The 18,191-nt window shown below is 68.1% G+C and carries 17 protein-coding genes and 1 pseudogene; 5 read left to right on the plus strand and 13 right to left on the minus strand.

Annotated elements, in window-relative coordinates:
- The first annotated feature begins 195 nt into the window (after positions 1-195).
- On the plus strand, positions 196-393 hold the full coding sequence (locus VTU_RS35945) for an antitoxin VbhA family protein (protein ID WP_498370523.1): 198 nt from the start codon (positions 196-198) through the stop codon (positions 391-393).
- A 105-nt stretch (positions 394-498) separates the two neighbouring features.
- On the opposite strand, the gene VTU_RS34275 is transcribed toward VTU_RS35945, so the two are convergent.
- Positions 499-675 (minus strand): hypothetical protein, encoded by a 177-nt coding sequence (locus tag VTU_RS34275; protein ID WP_169315440.1) that lies wholly within the window; start codon positions 673-675, stop codon positions 499-501.
- A gap of 89 nt (positions 676-764) precedes the next feature.
- Between VTU_RS34275 and VTU_RS0123225 the strand changes: the two genes are divergently transcribed.
- On the plus strand, positions 765-1,235 hold the full coding sequence (locus VTU_RS0123225) for a hypothetical protein (protein WP_010109847.1): 471 nt from the start codon (positions 765-767) through the stop codon (positions 1,233-1,235).
- A 17-nt stretch (positions 1,236-1,252) separates the two neighbouring features.
- On the opposite strand, the gene VTU_RS0123230 is transcribed toward VTU_RS0123225, so the two are convergent.
- The 11 genes from VTU_RS0123230 to VTU_RS0123280 form a co-directional block, all read right to left on the minus strand.
- Complete coding sequence (locus VTU_RS0123230; RefSeq protein WP_010109849.1) at positions 1,253-2,047, minus strand: enoyl-CoA hydratase/isomerase family protein; 795 nt, start codon at positions 2,045-2,047, stop codon at positions 1,253-1,255.
- A gap of 39 nt (positions 2,048-2,086) precedes the next feature.
- Positions 2,087-2,872, minus strand: a complete 786-nt coding sequence (locus VTU_RS0123235) for an SDR family NAD(P)-dependent oxidoreductase (RefSeq protein WP_010109851.1) — start codon at positions 2,870-2,872, stop codon at positions 2,087-2,089.
- Positions 2,869-3,894: an ABC transporter permease gene (locus VTU_RS0123240; protein ID WP_010109853.1), complete on the minus strand. Its 1,026-nt coding sequence runs from the start codon at positions 3,892-3,894 to the stop codon at positions 2,869-2,871. The genes VTU_RS0123235 and VTU_RS0123240 overlap by 4 nt, the downstream gene beginning before the upstream one ends.
- Before the next feature lie 4 nt (positions 3,895-3,898).
- On the minus strand, positions 3,899-5,473 hold the full coding sequence (locus VTU_RS0123245; protein ID WP_010109855.1) for a sugar ABC transporter ATP-binding protein: 1,575 nt from the start codon (positions 5,471-5,473) through the stop codon (positions 3,899-3,901).
- Positions 5,463-6,473, minus strand: a complete 1,011-nt coding sequence (locus VTU_RS0123250; RefSeq protein ID WP_010109857.1) for an ABC transporter permease — start codon at positions 6,471-6,473, stop codon at positions 5,463-5,465. The genes VTU_RS0123245 and VTU_RS0123250 overlap by 11 nt, the downstream gene beginning before the upstream one ends.
- A 2-nt stretch (positions 6,474-6,475) precedes the next feature.
- Complete coding sequence (locus VTU_RS0123255; protein ID WP_010109858.1) at positions 6,476-7,519, minus strand: sugar ABC transporter substrate-binding protein; 1,044 nt, start codon at positions 7,517-7,519, stop codon at positions 6,476-6,478.
- Positions 7,520-7,597: 78 nt separating this feature from the next.
- Positions 7,598-8,800 (minus strand): CaiB/BaiF CoA transferase family protein, encoded by a 1,203-nt coding sequence (locus tag VTU_RS0123260; protein WP_010109860.1) that lies wholly within the window; start codon positions 8,798-8,800, stop codon positions 7,598-7,600.
- Positions 8,797-10,014: an extracellular solute-binding protein gene (locus VTU_RS0123265; protein ID WP_236610851.1), complete on the minus strand. Its 1,218-nt coding sequence runs from the start codon at positions 10,012-10,014 to the stop codon at positions 8,797-8,799. Before VTU_RS0123265 ends, VTU_RS0123260 begins: the two co-directional genes overlap by 4 nt.
- Complete coding sequence (locus VTU_RS30085; protein WP_010109865.1) at positions 10,011-10,817, minus strand: IclR family transcriptional regulator; 807 nt, start codon at positions 10,815-10,817, stop codon at positions 10,011-10,013. The genes VTU_RS0123265 and VTU_RS30085 overlap by 4 nt, the downstream gene beginning before the upstream one ends.
- A gap of 11 nt (positions 10,818-10,828) precedes the next feature.
- Positions 10,829-11,854 carry a tripartite tricarboxylate transporter substrate binding protein gene (locus VTU_RS0123275; protein WP_029554689.1) on the minus strand — a complete coding sequence of 342 codons (1,026 nt, stop codon included), beginning with the start codon at positions 11,852-11,854 and terminating at the stop codon, positions 10,829-10,831.
- Between the two features lie 92 nt (positions 11,855-11,946).
- Positions 11,947-12,969, minus strand: a complete 1,023-nt coding sequence (locus tag VTU_RS0123280) for an AraC family transcriptional regulator (RefSeq protein ID WP_010109869.1) — start codon at positions 12,967-12,969, stop codon at positions 11,947-11,949.
- 242 nt (positions 12,970-13,211) lie between these two features.
- Here VTU_RS0123280 and VTU_RS0123290 point away from each other — a divergent pair, with 242 nt between their 5' ends.
- Complete coding sequence (locus VTU_RS0123290; RefSeq protein ID WP_010109873.1) at positions 13,212-14,096, plus strand: alpha/beta hydrolase; 885 nt, start codon at positions 13,212-13,214, stop codon at positions 14,094-14,096.
- Between the two features lie 56 nt (positions 14,097-14,152).
- On the opposite strand, the gene VTU_RS0123295 is transcribed toward VTU_RS0123290, so the two are convergent.
- Positions 14,153-15,076 carry a LysR family transcriptional regulator gene (locus VTU_RS0123295; protein ID WP_010109874.1) on the minus strand — a complete coding sequence of 308 codons (924 nt, stop codon included), beginning with the start codon at positions 15,074-15,076 and terminating at the stop codon, positions 14,153-14,155.
- 286 nt (positions 15,077-15,362) lie between these two features.
- On the opposite strand from VTU_RS0123295, the gene VTU_RS0123300 reads away from it, so the two are divergent.
- Both VTU_RS0123300 and VTU_RS0123305 read left to right on the plus strand, forming a co-directional pair.
- Positions 15,363-17,471: a bifunctional rhamnulose-1-phosphate aldolase/short-chain dehydrogenase gene (locus VTU_RS0123300; RefSeq protein ID WP_010109875.1), complete on the plus strand. Its 2,109-nt coding sequence runs from the start codon at positions 15,363-15,365 to the stop codon at positions 17,469-17,471.
- 5 nt (positions 17,472-17,476) lie between these two features.
- Positions 17,477-18,191: pseudogene (locus VTU_RS0123305) on the plus strand (sugar isomerase); the annotation flags it as partial.

Genomic DNA, 18,191 nt, shown 5'->3' on the forward strand with positions numbered 1-18,191 from the left:
CCGACGGCGTCATTACCGCTTCCGGCGCCGCAGCGCAGCTGTCCATCATCGGGCAGACGTCAGATGTGGTGCGTGACGGGTTCTGGTTCTGAAGCCAGCCCCGTCGGCCCATGGCGTGTCCACCCGCGTGCCTGCGTTTGGCGTTGCCATTGATGCGCGGAGTTCGTGCGGCTTGCCAGTGGCACGGTCCCGTGCATGCGTCTTGGTCTTCACCGGCATGGCGCTGTGCCGGTGGTTCATCGCAGGCCGCAGGGGCCTGCCCGAACTTCGGTCGGCCTGGAAGGCTTCATGCTCAGCAAGGCCGACGAGGAGCACGCACAGCGCTTTATCCGTGGCGAAATCGCGTTGGCCGAGTTCGTGAAGGTGCGCAATGACTCAGCCCACGAGCGGTAAGCCGCTCACGGCTGATTCGGTGGATTTTCTGATGTGCGGTTTGGTCACGTTTGTGACATCTTGGCCTGTATAAAACCGGAAAATCCGGATCGCCAGGGGCTCCGCCTATGGACCGGTGGATCCCCGGGCAATTAACGAATTGCCTGCCCCAAAACGCTCCCCGCGCCACGCAAGGCCGCCCCACGCGGTGTCAGATAAACGCGCATAAACCGACGATTTATTGAGGGTTTTGGGAAAACGTCCGTTACACTGCTGACGTTTTAAATAGTCATTGATTTCCATGCCTGAGACACGTTCCTGCCTCCTTGCACGGGCGGCGCCCCGAATGCAGCGGGGCGGGGCGGTGACTCCTGCAACACGGAACCGTAGCCATGGTGCCCATCATCTTCGGCCATGACCTGTTGATCGAACAGGTCCAGGTGATCACGTCCACGGGTGCGTATGCGTTCGTGGAGGCCACCATCTACTGCGACAACAGGTCGTGGACCGTTGTCCTCATGTGCAATGGCACAACGGCTGCGACCGGCGACTGCGTGCTCACCGACCGCGACTGCAACAAGCTCAGCGCTCTGCATACCGTCCAGCAGATTCTGCTGAGCTGCGGCCCCATGGCGTACGGCATGCTGGGGCTCGTCATCAACATCTACTTTGAATCCGTCGATTCGACCCTGCCCGGTAGCCCAGTCAACTTCACGGATTTCGACGACCGGGAGCGCCTCGTCGGCATGGCGGCGCTGGAGTCCGCCCTCAGCCCCCCCGAGTCGATCCCCCCCGGCGCGGGCGCCGAGACCCGGATGGGGGTGGGGGCGGGCGCGTCGTGCGAACGGGTGGGCCAGGAGTAGACAGGCCCGGGGTGCCATCAGGGGCCTGCCTGCTGCACGGGTCTTGCGCTCTTTTCGGCGAATTCGCGCACGCGCCGCTGCCCGTCTGCGCTGCGATAGAGGCTGCCGAGAAGATCGCGTTCCAGGGCCAGCCCTGCGGCCAGTTCGCCCGAGAGCGCGTGCGCCGTGAGCCGCTTCAGGCCCTCGATGGCGGCGGCCGGTTCGGCGGCGATCGCCGCGGCGAGTTCGAGCGCGCGCGGCAGCAGTTCGTCGGCGGCGACGACCTCGTTGACCAGGCCGCAGGCAAGGAATTCGGCGGCGGGGACGATGGCGCCGGTCATCAGCAGCAGGTTCGCGCGGTTGCGCCCGAGTTTGGCGACGCTGCGCTGCGTGCCGCCGCCGCCGGGTACGAGGCCGAGTTTGACCTCGGGCAGTCCGAGCTTGGCAAATCCGTTGGCGATGACGAGGTCGCAGCACAGCAGCAGTTCCATTCCGCCACCGAGCGCAAAGCCGTTGACCGCGGCGATCACCGGTTTGCGGTTGTTTTCTATGGCGGCGTACATGCGCGCGCCGGCTGCCTGAAAGGCGTCGAATTGCGCTGCGCTCTGGGCGGCGTATTCCTTGATGTCGGCGCCCGCCATGAAGCCGCGCCCTGCGCCGGTGATGACGATGGCGCCGACGCCGGCGTCGCCGGACAGGGCCTCGAAGACCGCCGTGATCTCGCCTTGCATGCGCCGGTTCATGGCGTTGAGTTGGTCGGCGCGCCGCAGGGTGACGAGCGCCACGCGGCCCGAGCGCTCGAGCGTCAGCGTTTCATGCGGGCCTTGTGTCATGCGAGGGGGATGGTGGCCAAGCGTTTTCTCCCTGCCGATTCACAGCAGCTCGGGGACGTAGCGGGGCGCCGCTGTGAGCCCGCCATCGACGCGCAGATCGATTCCGGTGGTGAACGCCGCGGCGTCCGACGCGAGGTAGACGGCGGCTTCGGCCACCTCATGCGGTTCGCCGATGCGGCCCAGCGGGTGCATCTTGACCCAGGCCTGGAGCAGGTTGCCGCCGATTTCCTGGAGCAGCGCGCTGTTCATCGGCGTGTTGATGGTTCCCGGCGAGATCGAGTTGACGCGGATGTTCAGCGGGCCAAACTCGACGGCCATTTGCCGCGTCATGGCCATCACCGCGCCCTTGGTGCCGGCGTAGGCCGTCCAGCCGTCGAGGCCGATATGGCCCTGGGCCGACGCCATGTTGATGATCGATCCGGACTTCTGGCCGATCATGTGCGGCAGCGCCTGTTTGCAGCCGCGGAAAACGCTGGTCAGGTTCACCTCGATCAGGCGGTGCCATTGGGCGTCGCTCATCGCGTGGACCGGCATGCCGCCGATGGCGATTCCGGCGTTGTTCACCAGAATGTCGAGCCGACCCGTTCCTGCGACGGCCGCCGCGATGAGGCCGGCAATATCCGCTTCGCGCGCTACGTCGCAGTGCACGTAGTCGGCCCGGTGGCCCGCGGCGCGCAGGTCCGCGGCAAGCTGCGCGCCGCGCGCGTCCGCGATGTCGCCGAGGAATACGTGCGCGCCTTCGCGCGCCATGGCCGAGGCGATGGCGTTGCCGATGCCTTCGGCGGCGCCCGTGACGACGGCGGATTTTCCGCTGAGGCGGCTCATGCCAGACTCCTTGTGCTGCGTTGGCTCTTGGCCGCGTCGAACGCGACCGCGGCGATGATGATCATTCCCGTGACGATCAACTGCCATTCGGTGGGCAGGCCGAGGCCGCGCAAGCCGTTGGAGAGAAATTGCAGGATCAGCACGCCGAGCGCCATGCCGCCGAGGCTGCCGATTCCGCCGGCCAGGCTGACGCCCCCGAGCACCGTCGCGGCGACGACCTGGAATTCAAAATTCAGCCCCGCCGTGTGCTGCGCCGAGCCGACGCGCGCTGCCAGAATGATTCCCGCAACCGTTGCCAGCAGCGCGCTGATGATGAAGCAGGTGAACTTCACGCGGCGCACGTCGTGGCCCGCGAGCCGGGCCACCTCCGCGTTGCCCCCGACGGCGTAGATGTGGCGGCCGAACGAGCGGTAGCGCATCACGTACGCAAAGGCGCACAGCAGTACGAGCGCGATCACGGCGGAGTAGGGGATCAGGCCGAACAAGCGGCCGTCGGACAGCATGATGAAGCTCTCGAGGGAGCGCTCGTCGGGTATCGCGCGCTGGCCCGTATAGAGATAAACGCCGCCGCGCAGCATGAACATGGTGCCGAGCGTGACGATCAGGGAATTGATTCCGGCGCAGGCCGAGAGGAAGGCGTTCAGCGACCCGATCAGCAGCCCGAGCAGCAAGGCGCCGCCGATGCCCAGCGCGAGCGAGCCGGTGCCGTTCATGATCAGGATCAGCGGCAGCGCCACGGTCGCGAGCAGCGCGCCGATGGAGATGTCCACCTCGCCCGAGATGAAGACGATGGCGCAGCCGATGCCGGCCACGAGCGCCAGCGACGCCTGTCCGAGCACGTTGCCCAGGTTGCGCGCGGAGAAGAAGTTCTCCACCGCGAAGGAGAAGAAGGCGATGACCAGGACGAGGCACAGGAAGAGCACCGTTTCCTGGCGGCGTAGCAGGCGCGCGAGCAGGGGTGGCGGCTGCGCGCTGGCCGGGCCCGCGGGGGCGGGGATGATGGGGGGGGTGGTCGTCGTCATCGTTTCATTTTTCCGGGAGGCGCCGGCCATCGCGGCGTCCGCCGATCGCCGCGTCGAGGATGTTTTCCTGCGTGGCGTCGTCGCGCGGCATGGTGGCCGTGAGGCGGCCCTCGTGCAGGACGGCGATGCGGTCCGAGAGGCCGAGCAGTTCGGGCATTTCCGAGGTCATCATGATGACCGAGAGGCCCTCCGCGGCGAGCCGGTCGATGAGCGCGAAGATTTCCGACTTGGCGCCAACGTCGATGCCGCGCGTCGGCTCGTCAACGACGATCACCTTGAGCCCCCGCATCAGCCAGCGCGCAATCAGTATCTTTTGCTGGTTGCCGCCGGACAGGTTCTTGATCTGCTGGAACAGGCCGGGGGTCTTGACGCGAAAGCGCTGCACGTAATCTTGCACCGCGCGGTGCTCCTTGGGCGCGTCGACGAAGCCCATGGTGGCGAACGCGCCCAGCGAGGCCAGGCTGGCGTTCTGGTAGACGGGCAGTTCCGCCATCAGCCCCTCGGTCTTGCGGTCCTCGGTGAGCAGGCCGATTCCCAGCCGCACGCCGGTATGGGTGTCGTGCGGCGCCAGGGGCTTGCCGTCGATGGTGATCGTCCCCGCGGTGATGGGGTCGTAGCCGACGATCGCCTTGGCCAGCTCGGTGCGGCCCGCGCCCATGAGCCCGAAGAAACCGAGAACCTCGCCGGCGTGCGCCTCGAAGGACACGTTCCTGAGCTTGTGCGCCGTGCTCAGGCCCTGCACCGAGAGCGCCACCGTGCTGCGCGCGGCGGGGCGCTGGCGCGAGAACAGCGTGTCGATCTGCCGGCCGATCATGTCCTGGATCAGCGTCTGGTGGCTGTGTTCGGCGATCGGCCGGGTCGAGACGTGGCGGCCGTCGCGCAGCACCGTCACGGTGTCGGCGATCTCGAACACCTCGTCGAGCTTGTGGCTGACGTAGACGACCGCGATGCCGAACGCGGCAAGGCGGCGGATGACCGTGAAAAGCAGCGCGACCTCGTTCGGCGTGAGCGAGGAGGTCGGCTCGTCCATCACGACGACCCGGGCCTCGTGGACCAGGGCGCGGGCAATCTCGACCATCTGCTGCTTGCTCACCGCCAGCGAGCCGGTGCGCGCCGCGGGATCGACGTCGAAGCCGATGCGCTGGAAGAGCGCAGCGGCGTCGGCGCGGATCTTGCGCCAGTCGATCGAGCCGCCGCGGCCGGTCGGATACGCCTCCAGAAAGATGTTCTCGGCGACGGTGAATTCGGGGATCAGCGCGATCTCCTGGAAGACGACCTTGATGCCCTGGTGCAAGCTGTCGCGCGGCGATGCGATGTCGATCTCGCGGCCGCGCATGCGGATGCTGCCGCCGTCCTTCCGGTAGACGCCGGCCATGATCTTGATCAGCGTCGATTTGCCCGCGCCGTTTTCGCCCATGAGGGCGTGCACCTTGCCGGCTTGCAGCGTGAGATCGACGTCCTCCAGCGCGTTCACGCCGGGGAAGCGCTTGGTGATGCCGTGCATCTCGAGCGCCGCAGGTGTTTCAAGCGCCGGGTCGCTGCTGGCACCGGCTTGCAGGGTCTCGGTCTCAGTGGGCATGGGCCTTGTTCCGCAGGACGTCGAGGTAGCTCGCCAGGATGATCACGGCGCCGGGGACCACCATCTGCAAGTCCTGGTTCCAGCCGAGGATGATGATGCCGTTGTCCATGACCTTGAGCAGCAGCACGCCGAGCAGGGTGCCGAGCAGCGAGCCGCGCCCGCCCTGCAGGCTGGTGCCGCCGAGGATCACGGCCGCGATCACGGTGAGCTCGAAGCCGCGGCCAGCCGTCGGCTGGCCCGCGTTCATGAGCGATGCCAGGATCATGCCGGCGACGCCGACGCACAGCCCCGTGACGACGAAGGCAAACAGTTTCAGCCGCTGCGAGCGCAGGCCGGACAGGCGCACGGCCTTCTCGTTCGCGCCGACGGCATACAGGTAGCGGCCGAGCGTGGTGAAGCGCAGCGTCACGTAAACGATGGCGAAGAGGACGAGCGCGAGAATCACCGGAACCGGGATGGGGCCGACGTAGCCCGCGCCCAGGCTGGTGAACTGGGGGAGCTGGTGCTGGTTCTGCACGGCCTCGCGCGTGAACAGATAGACGCCGCCCTGCAGCACCATCATCATGCCGATCGTGCCGATCAGCGCGTTCACCTTGAGCCGCGTGACCACCAGGCCGTTCACGAGGCCGACGCCGCCAGAGAACGCGAGCGCCGCGAGCATGCTCAGCGTCAGGCTGTGCGTCGCGTTCAGGACGGCCATGCCGATGCAGCCGACGAAGGCCGACGACGCGCCGACGGACAGGTCGATCTCGGCGGTAATGATCAGCATGCTCATGCCCGAGGCGACGATGAGCACCAGCGCGCACTGGCGCAGGATGGCGATGATGTTTGCCCCGGAATGGAACTGCGGCGCCGCGATCGATATGGCGGTGCACAAGCCGGCCAGGAGCAGGACCAGAACGAGCTGCTCGCTGCCCGGCAGCCGCCAGTGGGCAAACCGCCTCTGCGGCAGAGGCGGCAGAGGTGGCAGAGGTGGCGTGAGGCCGGCCACTTGCTGCATGGCTATTTCTTCAGGTCGGCCGCGGTCTTGGTGCATTTTTCCGGGGCTTTCAGCGCGTTCACGGCGTCCCATTTGATCGTGCGCTTGGTGCCGTCCAGGTCGTAGAACTTCTTCCAGTCCTTGCCGATCAGCGGCGTGGTCGGGCTCACGATGTGCATCGGCAGCTTTTCTCCGCGAAAGAGCCGCACTGCGGCCTCGATGGCGGTGTAGCCCTCTTTCTCCGGGAACATCGCCGCCTCGATGCGGTACGAGGGCTCCTTCTCGATCGCGTGGATGAACGCCAGGCCCTCGCCGCCCGTGCCGACGGTCAGCAGACCGTCCTGCGACTTGCCTGCGGCCTTCCAGGCTTGCAGGCCGCCGAGTGAGGAGGAGTCGTTGATGCCATAGATGATGGTCACGTCGGAGTTCTTCGCCAGCGCGGCCGCGGACACTTCGAGCGCACGGTCGGGGTTGCCGCCGCCGTCGAGGTCGTGGACCATGGTGGCGCCGGGGATGATGGTCCGGAGCCCATCCATGAAGCCCCGCGAGCGCAGCACGGTCGCCGAGAGCAGCGGCAGGCCGACGTTCATCACCTTGGCCATGCCCCCGAGGTTTTCCTTGGCGTATTTGCCGGCCTCGACGCCGGAGAAAAAGCCGGTGTCGTAGTCGCAGATGGCGACCATCGTGGTCATTCCCTTGACCGGGTTGCCTTCGAGCACGACGGGTATGTTGTGCGACTTCGCCTGCCGCAGCAGCGGGACCACGCCCTCCTCGTTCACCGGCGTCACGATCAGGACATCGACGCCCTTGGCCATGAAGTCCTCGGCTGCTGCGACCTGTTTTGCGATGTCCAGATTCGCGTCCTGCACCTCCAGCTGGATGCCCAGTTTCTTGGCGTGGTCCTGCATGCCCTTGATGACGTTCTGGTACCACTCGTGCGTGGCGTAGTTCGTCACGTAGCCGATGCGCTTGGGCATTTTCTGCGTCTGCGCCTGCGCCTGCGCCGGGGCAGAGATGAGCGCCAGTGCGCTGGCAGACGCCAGCAGAATCGCGATAAACCGTTTCATGCTTCCCTCCTGATTCGAGCCCCGCGATTTGAATGCACGGGCGCAGCATGCGAATCAGTGGAAACACCCGGTCCGGTATCAGGCTGCCTGCTCCAGCACGCCCTGGGCGATGAGCGCGGCGATGGTGTCCCGGGCGACCCCCAGATCCGCCAGCGCCTGCGCGCTGTGCTGCCCGACGCCCGGCGCGGGCGTGCGAATGCGCGCGGGCGTTTTGCTCAGGTGCACGGCCGGGGCCACGGCCTTGACGCGGCCGATCGCGGGGTGCGCGTAGCTGGTGATCATCTGCATGTGCTGCACCTGCGGGTCGCGCTCGACTTCCAGGTGCGTCTTGATCTCGCCGCACCAGATTCCGGCCGCCAGCAGGGCCTCGAGCAGTTCGGCGCGCAGCCACTGCCGCGTGTACTGCGACAGCAGGCCGTGGATCTCGTCGCGCTGCGCGAACAGGGTCTGCGCGTCGTCAAAGCGCGCGAGCTCGGGCGCTCCCAGAATGCGGATGAGGGTGGCAAAGGGGCTCATGGCCACCGTGACGTAGCCGTCGCGGGTCTCGTAGACGCCGAAGGGCGCGTCCATTCCGGGGTGGGCAATTCCCGAGCGCGGCCGCTCGAAGTCCTGCCCGAGGTTGAGCACGCTCATCAGTTCCTGCGCCTGGTGCGCGAGCAGGCCGGCCATCAGGTTCACCCGGACCTCCTGCCCCTGGCCGCTGCGCGCGCGCCAGTGCAGCGCCGTCAGGATGCCGTAGACCATGTTCATCGCGCCCACCTGGTCGGCAAAGCCGGCACCGGTCGGCACCGGGGGGCCGTCGCCGTGGCCGGTGGCCGCGGCGAGTCCGGTCAGGCCCTGGATCAGCAGGTCCTGGCCCGGGCGATCCACGTAGGGCCCGGACTCGCCGTAGCCGGAGCCCGAGCAGTAGATCAGCCGCGGGTTGAGCGCGGACAGCGCCGCGTAGCCGTAGCCCAGCCGCTCGAGCACACCCGGGCGGAAGTTCTGCACCACCACGTCGATCTTCGGGATGATTTCGTAGACCAGTTCGCGCGCCTCGCGCGCCTTCAGGTCGAGCGCCACCGACTGCTTGTTGCGGTTCCAGGCGATGAAGTTGGGGCTCTCGGTGCCGCCCAGCCAGCGGTTGTTGAAGGTCATCTGGCGGAACATTTCGCCGGTCTTGGGCCGCTCCAGCTTGATGACGTGGGCGCCCATGTCGGCGAGCAGCATGGTGGCAAAGGGGCCTTGCAGCAGGTGGCTGAAGTCGAGAATGGTGATGTCGTCCAGGGCTTGCTGGTTCATGGGGTGGGCTCGGTTGGGGGGGAGGGGGTGTTGCGCGCGGCCCAGGTTTCGCGGTAGTCGCGCAGCAGTGCGTCGTAGAGTGCCGCGCCGTCGATTTCGCCGCGCAGGCAGCGGTGGATGCATGCGCCGGCGCGCTCCACGAAGCCGACGAAACCGGCAAAGCGCGGCCGCACGCAGGCCGACTCCAGGGTCGGCAGGGTGGCCGCGAAGAAGTCGGGCACGCGCGCGTTCACGTGCGCATCGCGCCAGGCCGCGCCATGGCCGGGTTGGCCGCCGCTGTCGAGGTAGAGCCCGCATTGCACCGGCGCGCTGTGCAGCCAGTGCATGAAGTCGGCGGCCGCGCGTGCGCGCGGCGCGGCGCTGTGGCTGGAGATGGCCATTCCGGCGCCGCCCAGCAGGCCGCCGCGCGTGGGCTGCGGACCGGGGCCGGCCAGGGCGGCAAAGCACAGCCTCGGCGTCCGGCCCGGGCGCGCGTAGTTGGAATAGCCGAAGGCCAGGGGGCAGTAGACCAGGGTGTCCGAAGCCAGCATGGCCTCGTACGTCTGGATCGGGTTGTGCTCCAGGCAAGCGCTCTGGGAATGCGCGCGCAGCCAGTCCAGGTGCAGCAGGACCTGGGCCACCACGCCGGCGGGCAGAAACTGCGCCCCTTCCTGCAGCGGATGGCCCAGGTTCGCCGCCAGGCTCAGAAAGGTGCAGGCGGCGTCGGTCGGCGTGCCGGCCCAGGCCAGGCTCTGGCCGTTGGCGCGCGCGCGCTTTGCCAGGCGCGTCACGTCGCCCCAGTGGCGTGGCGTGTCCATGCCCAGCGCCGCGAGCAGGTCCGGGCGCAGGCTGGCAACCTGCGCGGCGGCGTCGGTCGGGAGCGCAAACACCTGTCCGGCGCAGGCGTAGACCGATCCGCTGGCCCCCACACCGGCCTGCATGGCCGCTTGCAGCGCCGCGCGCTCGAAGAGTTCGTGCAGGTCCCGAAAGCAGCCGGTCTGCTGGGCCTGGCCCATGAAGGGGTGGTCGATGACCAGCAGGTCGAAGGAGCGCGCGAGCGCGTCGATGGGGGCCGCGCCGAAGTCGTGCAGCGAGCGCTTGCGCCATTCGATCGCCACCTGCCCGTGGGTCAATTCCCCGTAGCGGCGCGCGCAGGCCACGAGCGGGTCGTAGCCGCGCGCGTGGTCCCAGGTCAGTCCCTGAAGCACCAGTTTGCCGGACGTGTCCGTCATCATGGTGCGTTCGCGGGCGACACGAAGCCGAGAAAGGCCGACAGCGTGCCGGCCGCCTGCTGCACCATCGGCCGCACGCCGGGCAGGTCAACGCGGAGCACGCTCTGGCTGAGAAAGGGCACCGTGAGCGCGGCCACCGCCATGCCGCGGTGGTCGCGCACGGCGTAGCTCAGGTTGGTCACGCCTTGCACCATCGGGCTGGGCATCTCCTCTGCGCCCTGGGCCAGCGCGGCCTCGAGCCGCTGCTGCAGGCGCGCGCGCGGCAACGCGGCAACGTGCGCCATCCAGCGCTCCCAGTGCGCGCGCGGCTGGTGCGCCACCAGCACCACGCCGGAGCTGGTCTCCAGCGCGGGGAAGCGCACCCCCACGCGCACCCGGTAGTTCATGGGCAGGGGGCTTTCGGCGCAAGCGACGATGAGCACCGCGTCGCGGTCGAGCACGGCCAGGTGGCAGGACTGCTCCATGCGCTCGGCCAGGGTGCGCATCAGCGGCTCGGCCATGTCCAGCAAGCGCGCGGTGGGCGGGTGGCGGTGCGCCAGCTCGAAGAGCTTGCCGGTCAGGAAGTAGCGCTCGGACGCGGCCTCTTGCACGATCACGCCGCGCGCCGCCAGCACGATGGCCACGCGGTAGATCTCGCCCATGCTGCGCTGCAATTGCGCAGCGATTTCCACCAGGGTCAGGCCCTTGGCCTGGCTGGCCAGCAGCTCGATCAATTCGAGGGCCTTTTCCACGGCCGGCACCGCGTACTGCGTCCGCGCCCCGGCCCCGGGGGCGCTGGTGGACTGGCGTGCGCTGCGCTGCTTCATGGACGGCCCGGTCATTCGGCGCGGATGTCGTTCGCCTTCACGACCTCGCCCCAGGTCTTGTAGTAGCGCCGGGTCATTGCCGCCAGTTGCTCCGGCGTGCCGCCACCGGGCTCGTCTCCGCGTTCGGCAATGGTCTTGCGGGTTGCGGGGTCGGCCATCGACTGGTTGAGCGCCGCGTTTGCCTTTTGCACGACCTCGGGCGGGAGGCCCGGCGGGCCGTAGAGCCCGATGAAGGAGGTCACGACGAAGTCCGGCACGCCGAGTTCGGTGGCGGTCGGCACGTCGGGCAGCGCGGGGACGCGCTGGTCGCTGGTGACCAGCAAGGCGCGCAGCTGGCCGGACTTGAAGAAGGGCGTCATGACCGACACCGCGTCGAACATCATGCTCACGCGGCCGGCGATCAGGTCCTGCATGGCCGGGGCGCTGCCCTTGTAGGCCACGTGGTTCATCTTCGGCCTGCCCAGGCGCTCGCGCAGCAACTCCATGCTCGCCTGGGTCAGGCTGCCCGGGCCGGAGGACGCGTAGTCCGCGCCCCCGCGGGCCCCTTCCTGCGCCCTGAGCCAGGCGGACAACTCGGCCATGTTGCGCGCCGCAACGCCCGGATGCACGGCCAGCACCAGCGCCGATTGCAGCAGCACGCCGATGGGCACCAGGCTGCGCGGATCGACCATGGGCGTGTTGCGGTAGGTGTGGGGGTTGAGCGTCATGTTGCCGCCGTTGCCCACGAGCAGCCGGGAGCCATCGGTGGGGCCCTTGAGCACGTAGTCCACGCTGATGTTGCCGCCGGCACCGGGTCGGTTGTCGATGACGAAGGGCTGGCCGGCCGCGGCCTGCAAGCCGGCCGTATGCAGCCGCGCGGCAAAGTCGGTTTGGCCGCCGGGCGGCGCGCCGACCACCAGCGTCACCGCCTTGCCGGGCCAGGCCGCGGCCCCTTGCGCGGCCGCCCCGTCGGAGGCGAGCCCGGCCGCAAGGGTCGCAAGGGCCACGGAACCCAGACCCAGCGCCCGGCGGCGCGAGAAGCCATTGACTGCGTTCATGTCGCGTCCATTCTCATTGGTGAAAGCATATTTTCTTCCATGAAAATGGCGGCGCGGCCTGGGGAAACCCTTGGCCGCACGCATCGGTTGCTTCAGGTGTGGGGATCGTCGTCCATCGCGTCCCTGCTGCGCAGCATCGAGGGGGGGACGCCGAACCAGCGGCGGCAGGAGCGTGTCATCGCCGATTGATCCGAGAAGCCCAGGATGTCGGCGAGCTGCCCGAGCGCAATATGCGTCTCGCGCAGGTAGTGCAGCGCGACCTCCTTGCGGGTTTCCTCGCGCAGGGCCTCGAAGCTGGTGCGTTCGGCCGCCAAGTGGCGTTGCAGCGTGCGCGGATGGATGGCCAGCAACTGGGCGACGTCGGTCTTGTTGCCGCGCTGCGTTCCGAGGGAGCGCCGCAGCGCCAGGCGCACGCGCGCGGAGATGTTTTCTTCGGGAACGCGAAAATGCCGTGCGAGGTAGTCCTGCGTGATTTGGCGCAACGCAGGATTCGTGTTTTGCAAGCTGGCGTCCAGCGTCTCCCGGCTCAGGTGCAGGGCGGCGCGCGGCTGTTCCGCGATGACGTGCGCACCGAAGAATTCCCGGTAGATGGCAATCGGCGCCACGGGCGCGTGCGGCAGCGTGACGGCGAGCAAGTGGTAGCTCGGGCCGGCGAGCAATTGTGTGGTGCGGTGCATGTTCCCCAGGCACAGGTCGATGGTCTGGCGCTGCGTGGGCAGATGGTTCAGCCGGATCTGCACCACCATTTCTGCAGCGCCATTGATCAGCGCGCTGTCGTCGCGCACGTCCAGTGCCAGGCCGGGGGTGTGCACGAACATGTGGCGTGCCACGTAGTCCCAGGCCAGCCGCACGGTGGATGCGTTTTGCAGCACGATGGACAGGGGGCCGAGTACGTTCATGTTCTGTAATTGCGATAGGCGCAAGCCGAAATCCGCGCAGCCCGTCATGCGCGCGCTGGCCTCCAGCAGGTGGACGCCGGCGCGCAGCGACAGCAGTGCGTCTTCGCCCGTGAGTGACTTCGGGGAGAGTCGGTAACGACTGAGTAATGCGATGGGATCGCTGCCGAGGGTGTGCATGAGCGTGGAATAGCCCTGCAATCCGCTGGATTGAACCATGGGTGTCATGTCTCAAAATGTCAAATATCCGTCTCGTAATGTCAAGACATAAAGGCCGCGCACGGGGATGCTCGCCGCTCCCTCATAAAGGCATGGTCCATGGAAACCCATTTTGACGTTCTGATCATCGGCGCCGGCCCGTCCGGCATTGGCATGTCCTGCCATCGGCAAAAGGAAGGCCCCGCAAAGCAGCGGGTTTCGGCAGCGCTGGCGCGCCAGGGTCGAAATCCGCCGGGGCGCGCATGAGGCGCGTCGAATCCTCCTTCATGAGCCAGGGCCTGCGCTGCGCCAGCACCCTGCTCTTGCCGGACCAGGGCGAACGGCCCCCCCCGGTCATCGTCATGGCGCACGGCTTTGCCTGCGTGCGCGCGATGCTGATGCCGTACGCCCGGCGCTTCGCCGAGGCCGGCTACGCCGTGTACCTGTTCGACTACCGCAATTTCGGCGACAGCGCGGGCCAGCCGCGCCACTGGGTGGACCCCTTTCGCCACCTGAAGGACTGGGACGCGGCCATCGCGCACGTGCAGACGCTGCCGACGGTCGATGCGCAGCGCATGGTGCTGTGGGGCACTTCGATGTCCGGTGGCCACGTGGTGTGCATGGCGGCGCGCGGGCACCGCGTCAGCGCCGTCATCGCAATGCATCCGCTGATGAGCGGCCTCAATGTGGTCGCCGCGATGCCGCTGCGCAGAATCCTGGCGCTGACCCTTGCGGGCCTGATCGACCTGCTGGGCAGCCCCTTTGGCCGGCCGCTCTACCTGCCGGTGGTCGGCTACCCGGGCGAGCTGGCCATGCTCACCAGCCCCGGGGCGTGGGATGGCATGGAGAAGATCTTGGCCCATGTTGACGTGCCCTGGGAAAACAAGGCGCTGGCGCGCGTGGCGCTGAAGATGGCCTGGTACAACCCGATCCACAGCGCCCACCGGGTGCGCGTGCCGACCCTGGTGATCGCGGGCTCCAGGGACAGCCTGGTCTCCGCGCATCTGGCGCGCAAGGCGGTCAGCCGCATGCCCTGGGGCGAGTTCACGCTGCACGCATCTGACCACTTCCAGCCGTACTACGGCGACTTCCTGGAAGAGAACGTGCGCAGGCAGCTGAACTTCTTGTCCCGGTATGTGGGGCGCTGAGTGCGCGCTTGGGTCTGCAGCGTGCGAGAAGGGGGCGGGCAGGAGCGCGTACCCATTCAGGAGTGCACCCGGCACTGGACCAGATCGGGGCCGTGCGCGAGGACGAAGGAGCGGAATGCGCCGGCTGCGCCGGACAGCGTGGACTCGCGGCGGTGCAGCAGGCACCAGTCGAGCATCTTCGGCATGTCCTGCAAGTCCAGCACCGCGAGGCGGCCGGCCTCGAGTTCGATCTGGAAGGTGTGCGCGGACAGAAAGCTGATGCCCATTCCGGCCATCACGGCCTGCTTGATGCTCTCGTTGCCGGACAGCTCCATCGACACCCTGACCTGCAACGCGCGGGCCTGCAGCAGGTACTCGAAAAACTTCCGCGTCGTCGATCCGGGCTCGCGGAAGATGAAGGGCTCGTCGCGCAGCGCGTCCCAGGGGATGCCGCGTTGCTTGGCCAGCGGGTGCTCTGCGGCGGCGACGATGCAGTGCGGGTTCTGGGCAAAGGTTTCGGCCTCCACGTCGGCATCGGACGGCGGGTAGCCGGCAATGGAGACGTCGATCTGGTGCTCCTGCAGGAGGCTCAGGATCTTCTCGCGCCGCTCCACCGTGAGCTTGAATTTCACGCCCGGCCACTGCCGGGCAAAGGCCATCAGCAGCGTCGGCGCGAAGTAGTGCGCGGTGGACACCACGCCCAGATGCAGCAGCCCGCCGCCGCCTTCGGTCACGCGGAAGGCCGCAACGGCTTCCTCGGCAATGTGCACCTGGTTCAGGATGCGGCGGGTCTGGCTCAGCATTTCCTCGCCGGCCTGGCTCAGGCGGATGCGTTTGCCGATTTTCACCAGCAGTTGCAGGCCCAGGTCGGCCTCCAGCTGCCGCAGCTGCATGGACACCGCCGGCTGCGTCAGCCCCATGTGTTCCGCCGCGCGCGAGTAGCTCAGGTGCGAGGCCACGGCTTCAAACAGGCGCAGCTGGCGCAGGGTCGTATTTTTCATGCCCGCGATTCTGCTGGCGCAGGGCTGCGGCCCGGGCACGAATACGGGATATCCCTTATGCGGACCCGGCCGAAACGGTCTCGGGCGCGACCCTTGGCGGGCGGCCTGGCGGGTGTTTTCCCTGCTTGCCACTCCGTGCGAGGGGCGTGGCTGCCGAGGCGGTTTCTGCTTGCGGCCATGCATCAGGAAAGCTGATGCATCGCATAAAAACTACGTATCCCTCGCGTGGCGGCCTGCCCCTACAGTTTGTTTCGCCCTTATCGAGCCTTCGCCCACGCCCATCCCCATGACCGCACCGACTTCTCCACGGCCCTTTCCGCGCTGGGATGCAGACCGCGCCGCGACGCTGGACGCCGCGCAGCTGCTGCTCTACCGCTCGAACCTGCTGGGCTCGGACCTGCGCATCACGAATTACGGGGGCGGCAACACCTCCGCGAAGATCGGGCAAAAGGACCCGCTCTCCGGACAGGAGGTGCAGGTGCTGTGGATCAAGGGCTCGGGCGGCGACCTGGGCTCCATGCAACTCGACGGCTTCGCCACCCTGTACATGGACCGGTTGCAGGCGCTGCAGGGCATCTACCGCGGCCCCGGGCATGAGGACGAGATGGTGGGCTATCTGCCGCACTGCACCTTCAACCTGAACCCGCGCGCCGCGAGCATAGACACCCCGCTGCACGCCTATCTGCCGTTTGCGCACGTGGACCACATGCACCCGGACGCGGTGATCGCCATCGCCGCGATGGCCGAAGGCGAGAGGCTGACGCAGCAGGTCTTTGCCGGCAGCGTCGGCTGGCTGCCCTGGCGCAGGCCCGGCTTCGAGCTCGGCCTGATGCTGCAGCGCTACCAGGCGAGCCACCCCGGCCAGCGCGGCCTGGTGCTCGCGGGCCATGGCCTGTTCACCTGGGGCGACGACGCGCGCGCCTGTTATGAGAACACGGTGGACGTGATCGCGCAGGCGCAGGACTGGCTCGCGCGCGAACGCGCGGCGCGCCAGGCCGTGGGCTTTGGCGGCCCGGCCCGCCAGGCGCTGGACCCGGCGCAGCAGGACGCCACGCTGTTGCGGGTGCTGCCGGTGCTGCGCGGGCTGGCCTCGTGCAGCGGCCACAAGCTGCTGCACGCAGACCGCCAGGCGGCGGTGCTGGAGTTCGTGAACAGCCGCGACCTGGGCCCGCTCGCGGCGCTGGGCACCTCTTGCCCGGACCATTTCCTGCGCACCAAGATTCGCCCGCTGGTTCTGGACGAGGCCGTCTACCGCCTGCAGGGCGAGGCCCTGGCGCGGGCGCTGGAGGAGAGACTCGCGGCCTACCGCGCCGACTACGGCGCCTATTACGCGCGCTGCCAGCGCGCCGACAGCCCGGCGATGCGTGACGCCAACCCGGTCATCGTCCTGCTGCCCGGCGTCGGCATGGTGTCCATGGCCCGGGACAAGGCCACGGCGCGCGTTGCCGGCGAGTTCTACGGGAACGCGATCAACGTGATGCGCGACGCCAGCGCCATCGACCGCTACGTGGGCCTGCCCGAGCAGGAGGCTTTTGACATCGAGTACTGGCTGCTCGAAGAAGCCAAGTTGCAGCGCCTGCCCAAACCCCGGCCGCTGGTCGGCCGGGTGGCGCTGGTGACCGGCGGCGCGGGCGGCATCGGGCAGGCGATCGCCCGGCGCCTGCTGGCCGAAGGCGCTTGCGTGGTGCTGCTCGACGTCGACCAGGGCGCGCTCGACGCGGTGACGGCCGAACTGTCCAAGGCCCACGGCCGGGACCCGGTGCGCGGTGTGCACTGCGACGTCACGCGCGAGGCCAGCGTGGTCGCCGCCTTCCAGCGTGCGGTGCTGGAGTACGGCGGCGTGGACATTCTGGTGAGCAACGCCGGCATTGCCAGCGCCGCGTCGATCGAGGACACCAGTCTGGAACTCTGGAACCTGAACCAGAGCGTTCTGGCGACCGGCTATTTTCTGGTGGGCCGCGAGGCCTTCCGGCTGATGAAGGCGCAGGGCAGGGGGGGCAGCATCGTCATGATCGCGAGCAAGAACGGCATGCTCGCGAGCCCCCAGGCGAGCGCGTATTGCGCGGCCAAGGCCGCGGAAATCCAGCTCAGCCGCAGCTTCGCGCTCGAGGGCGCGCCGCTGGGAATCCGCTCCAACGTGGTGAACCCGGACGCGGTGATCCGGGGCTCGAAAATCTGGACCGGCAAGTGGAGCGCGGAGCGCGCCGCGGCGAACAAGATCAGCGAGCAGGACCTGGAAGCCTTCTACCGCGACCGGTCGCTGCTCAAGCGCAGTGTGTTCCCCGAGGACATTGCCGAGGCCGTGTATTTCTTTGCCGCGGAGCAGCTCAGCGCGAAGAGCACCGGGAACATTTTGAACGTGGACGCCGGCCACCTGGCGGCCTTTACCCGGTGACGAGCATGCACTTGATAGACCCCGACCTGATCCAGGAGCACAACGGCCACCAGCTGCAGCACGTGGCGCGCGACTACGCGCACCTGGGCGAGCAACTGGCGCGGCGCGGTATCGACGTGGACGCGGTGCGCCAGCGGGTCGCGGCGCTGGGCGTGGCCCTGCCCAGCTGGGGCGTGGGAACCGGCGGCACCCGGTTCGCGCGCTTCCCCGGCCCGGGCGAGCCGCGCCATGTGTTCGACAAGTTGCAGGACTGCGGCGTGATCCAGCAGCTGGCCCGCGCCACGCCCACCGTGTCGCTGCACATCCCCTGGGACCAGTGCAGCGACTGGAGCGCGCTGCGCGAGACCGCCAGCGGCTACGGCCTGGGCTTTGACGCGATCAACTCGAATACCTTTTCCGACCAGCGCGGCCAGGCGCACAGCTACAAGTTCGGCAGCCTGAGCCACAGCGACGCGGGCACCCGGGAGCAGGCCGTGGCGCACAACGTCGAATGCATACGGATTGGCCAGCGGCTGGGCAGCCGGGCGCTGACGGTGTGGGTGGGCGACGGCAGCAACTTCCCGGGCCAGCAGCATCTGCGCCGCGCCTTCGAGCGCTATCTGGAGAGCGCGCGCCAGATCTACCAGGCCCTGCCGGACGGCTGGCGCATGTTTCTCGAGCACAAGCTCTGCGAGCCGGCGTTCTACAGCACCGTGATCCAGGACTGGGGGTCGAGCTACC

The sequence above is a fragment of the Verminephrobacter aporrectodeae subsp. tuberculatae At4 genome, from assembly GCF_000193225.1.
GTDB classification, from domain to species: Bacteria; Pseudomonadota; Gammaproteobacteria; order Burkholderiales; family Burkholderiaceae_C; genus Acidovorax; species Acidovorax aporrectodeae.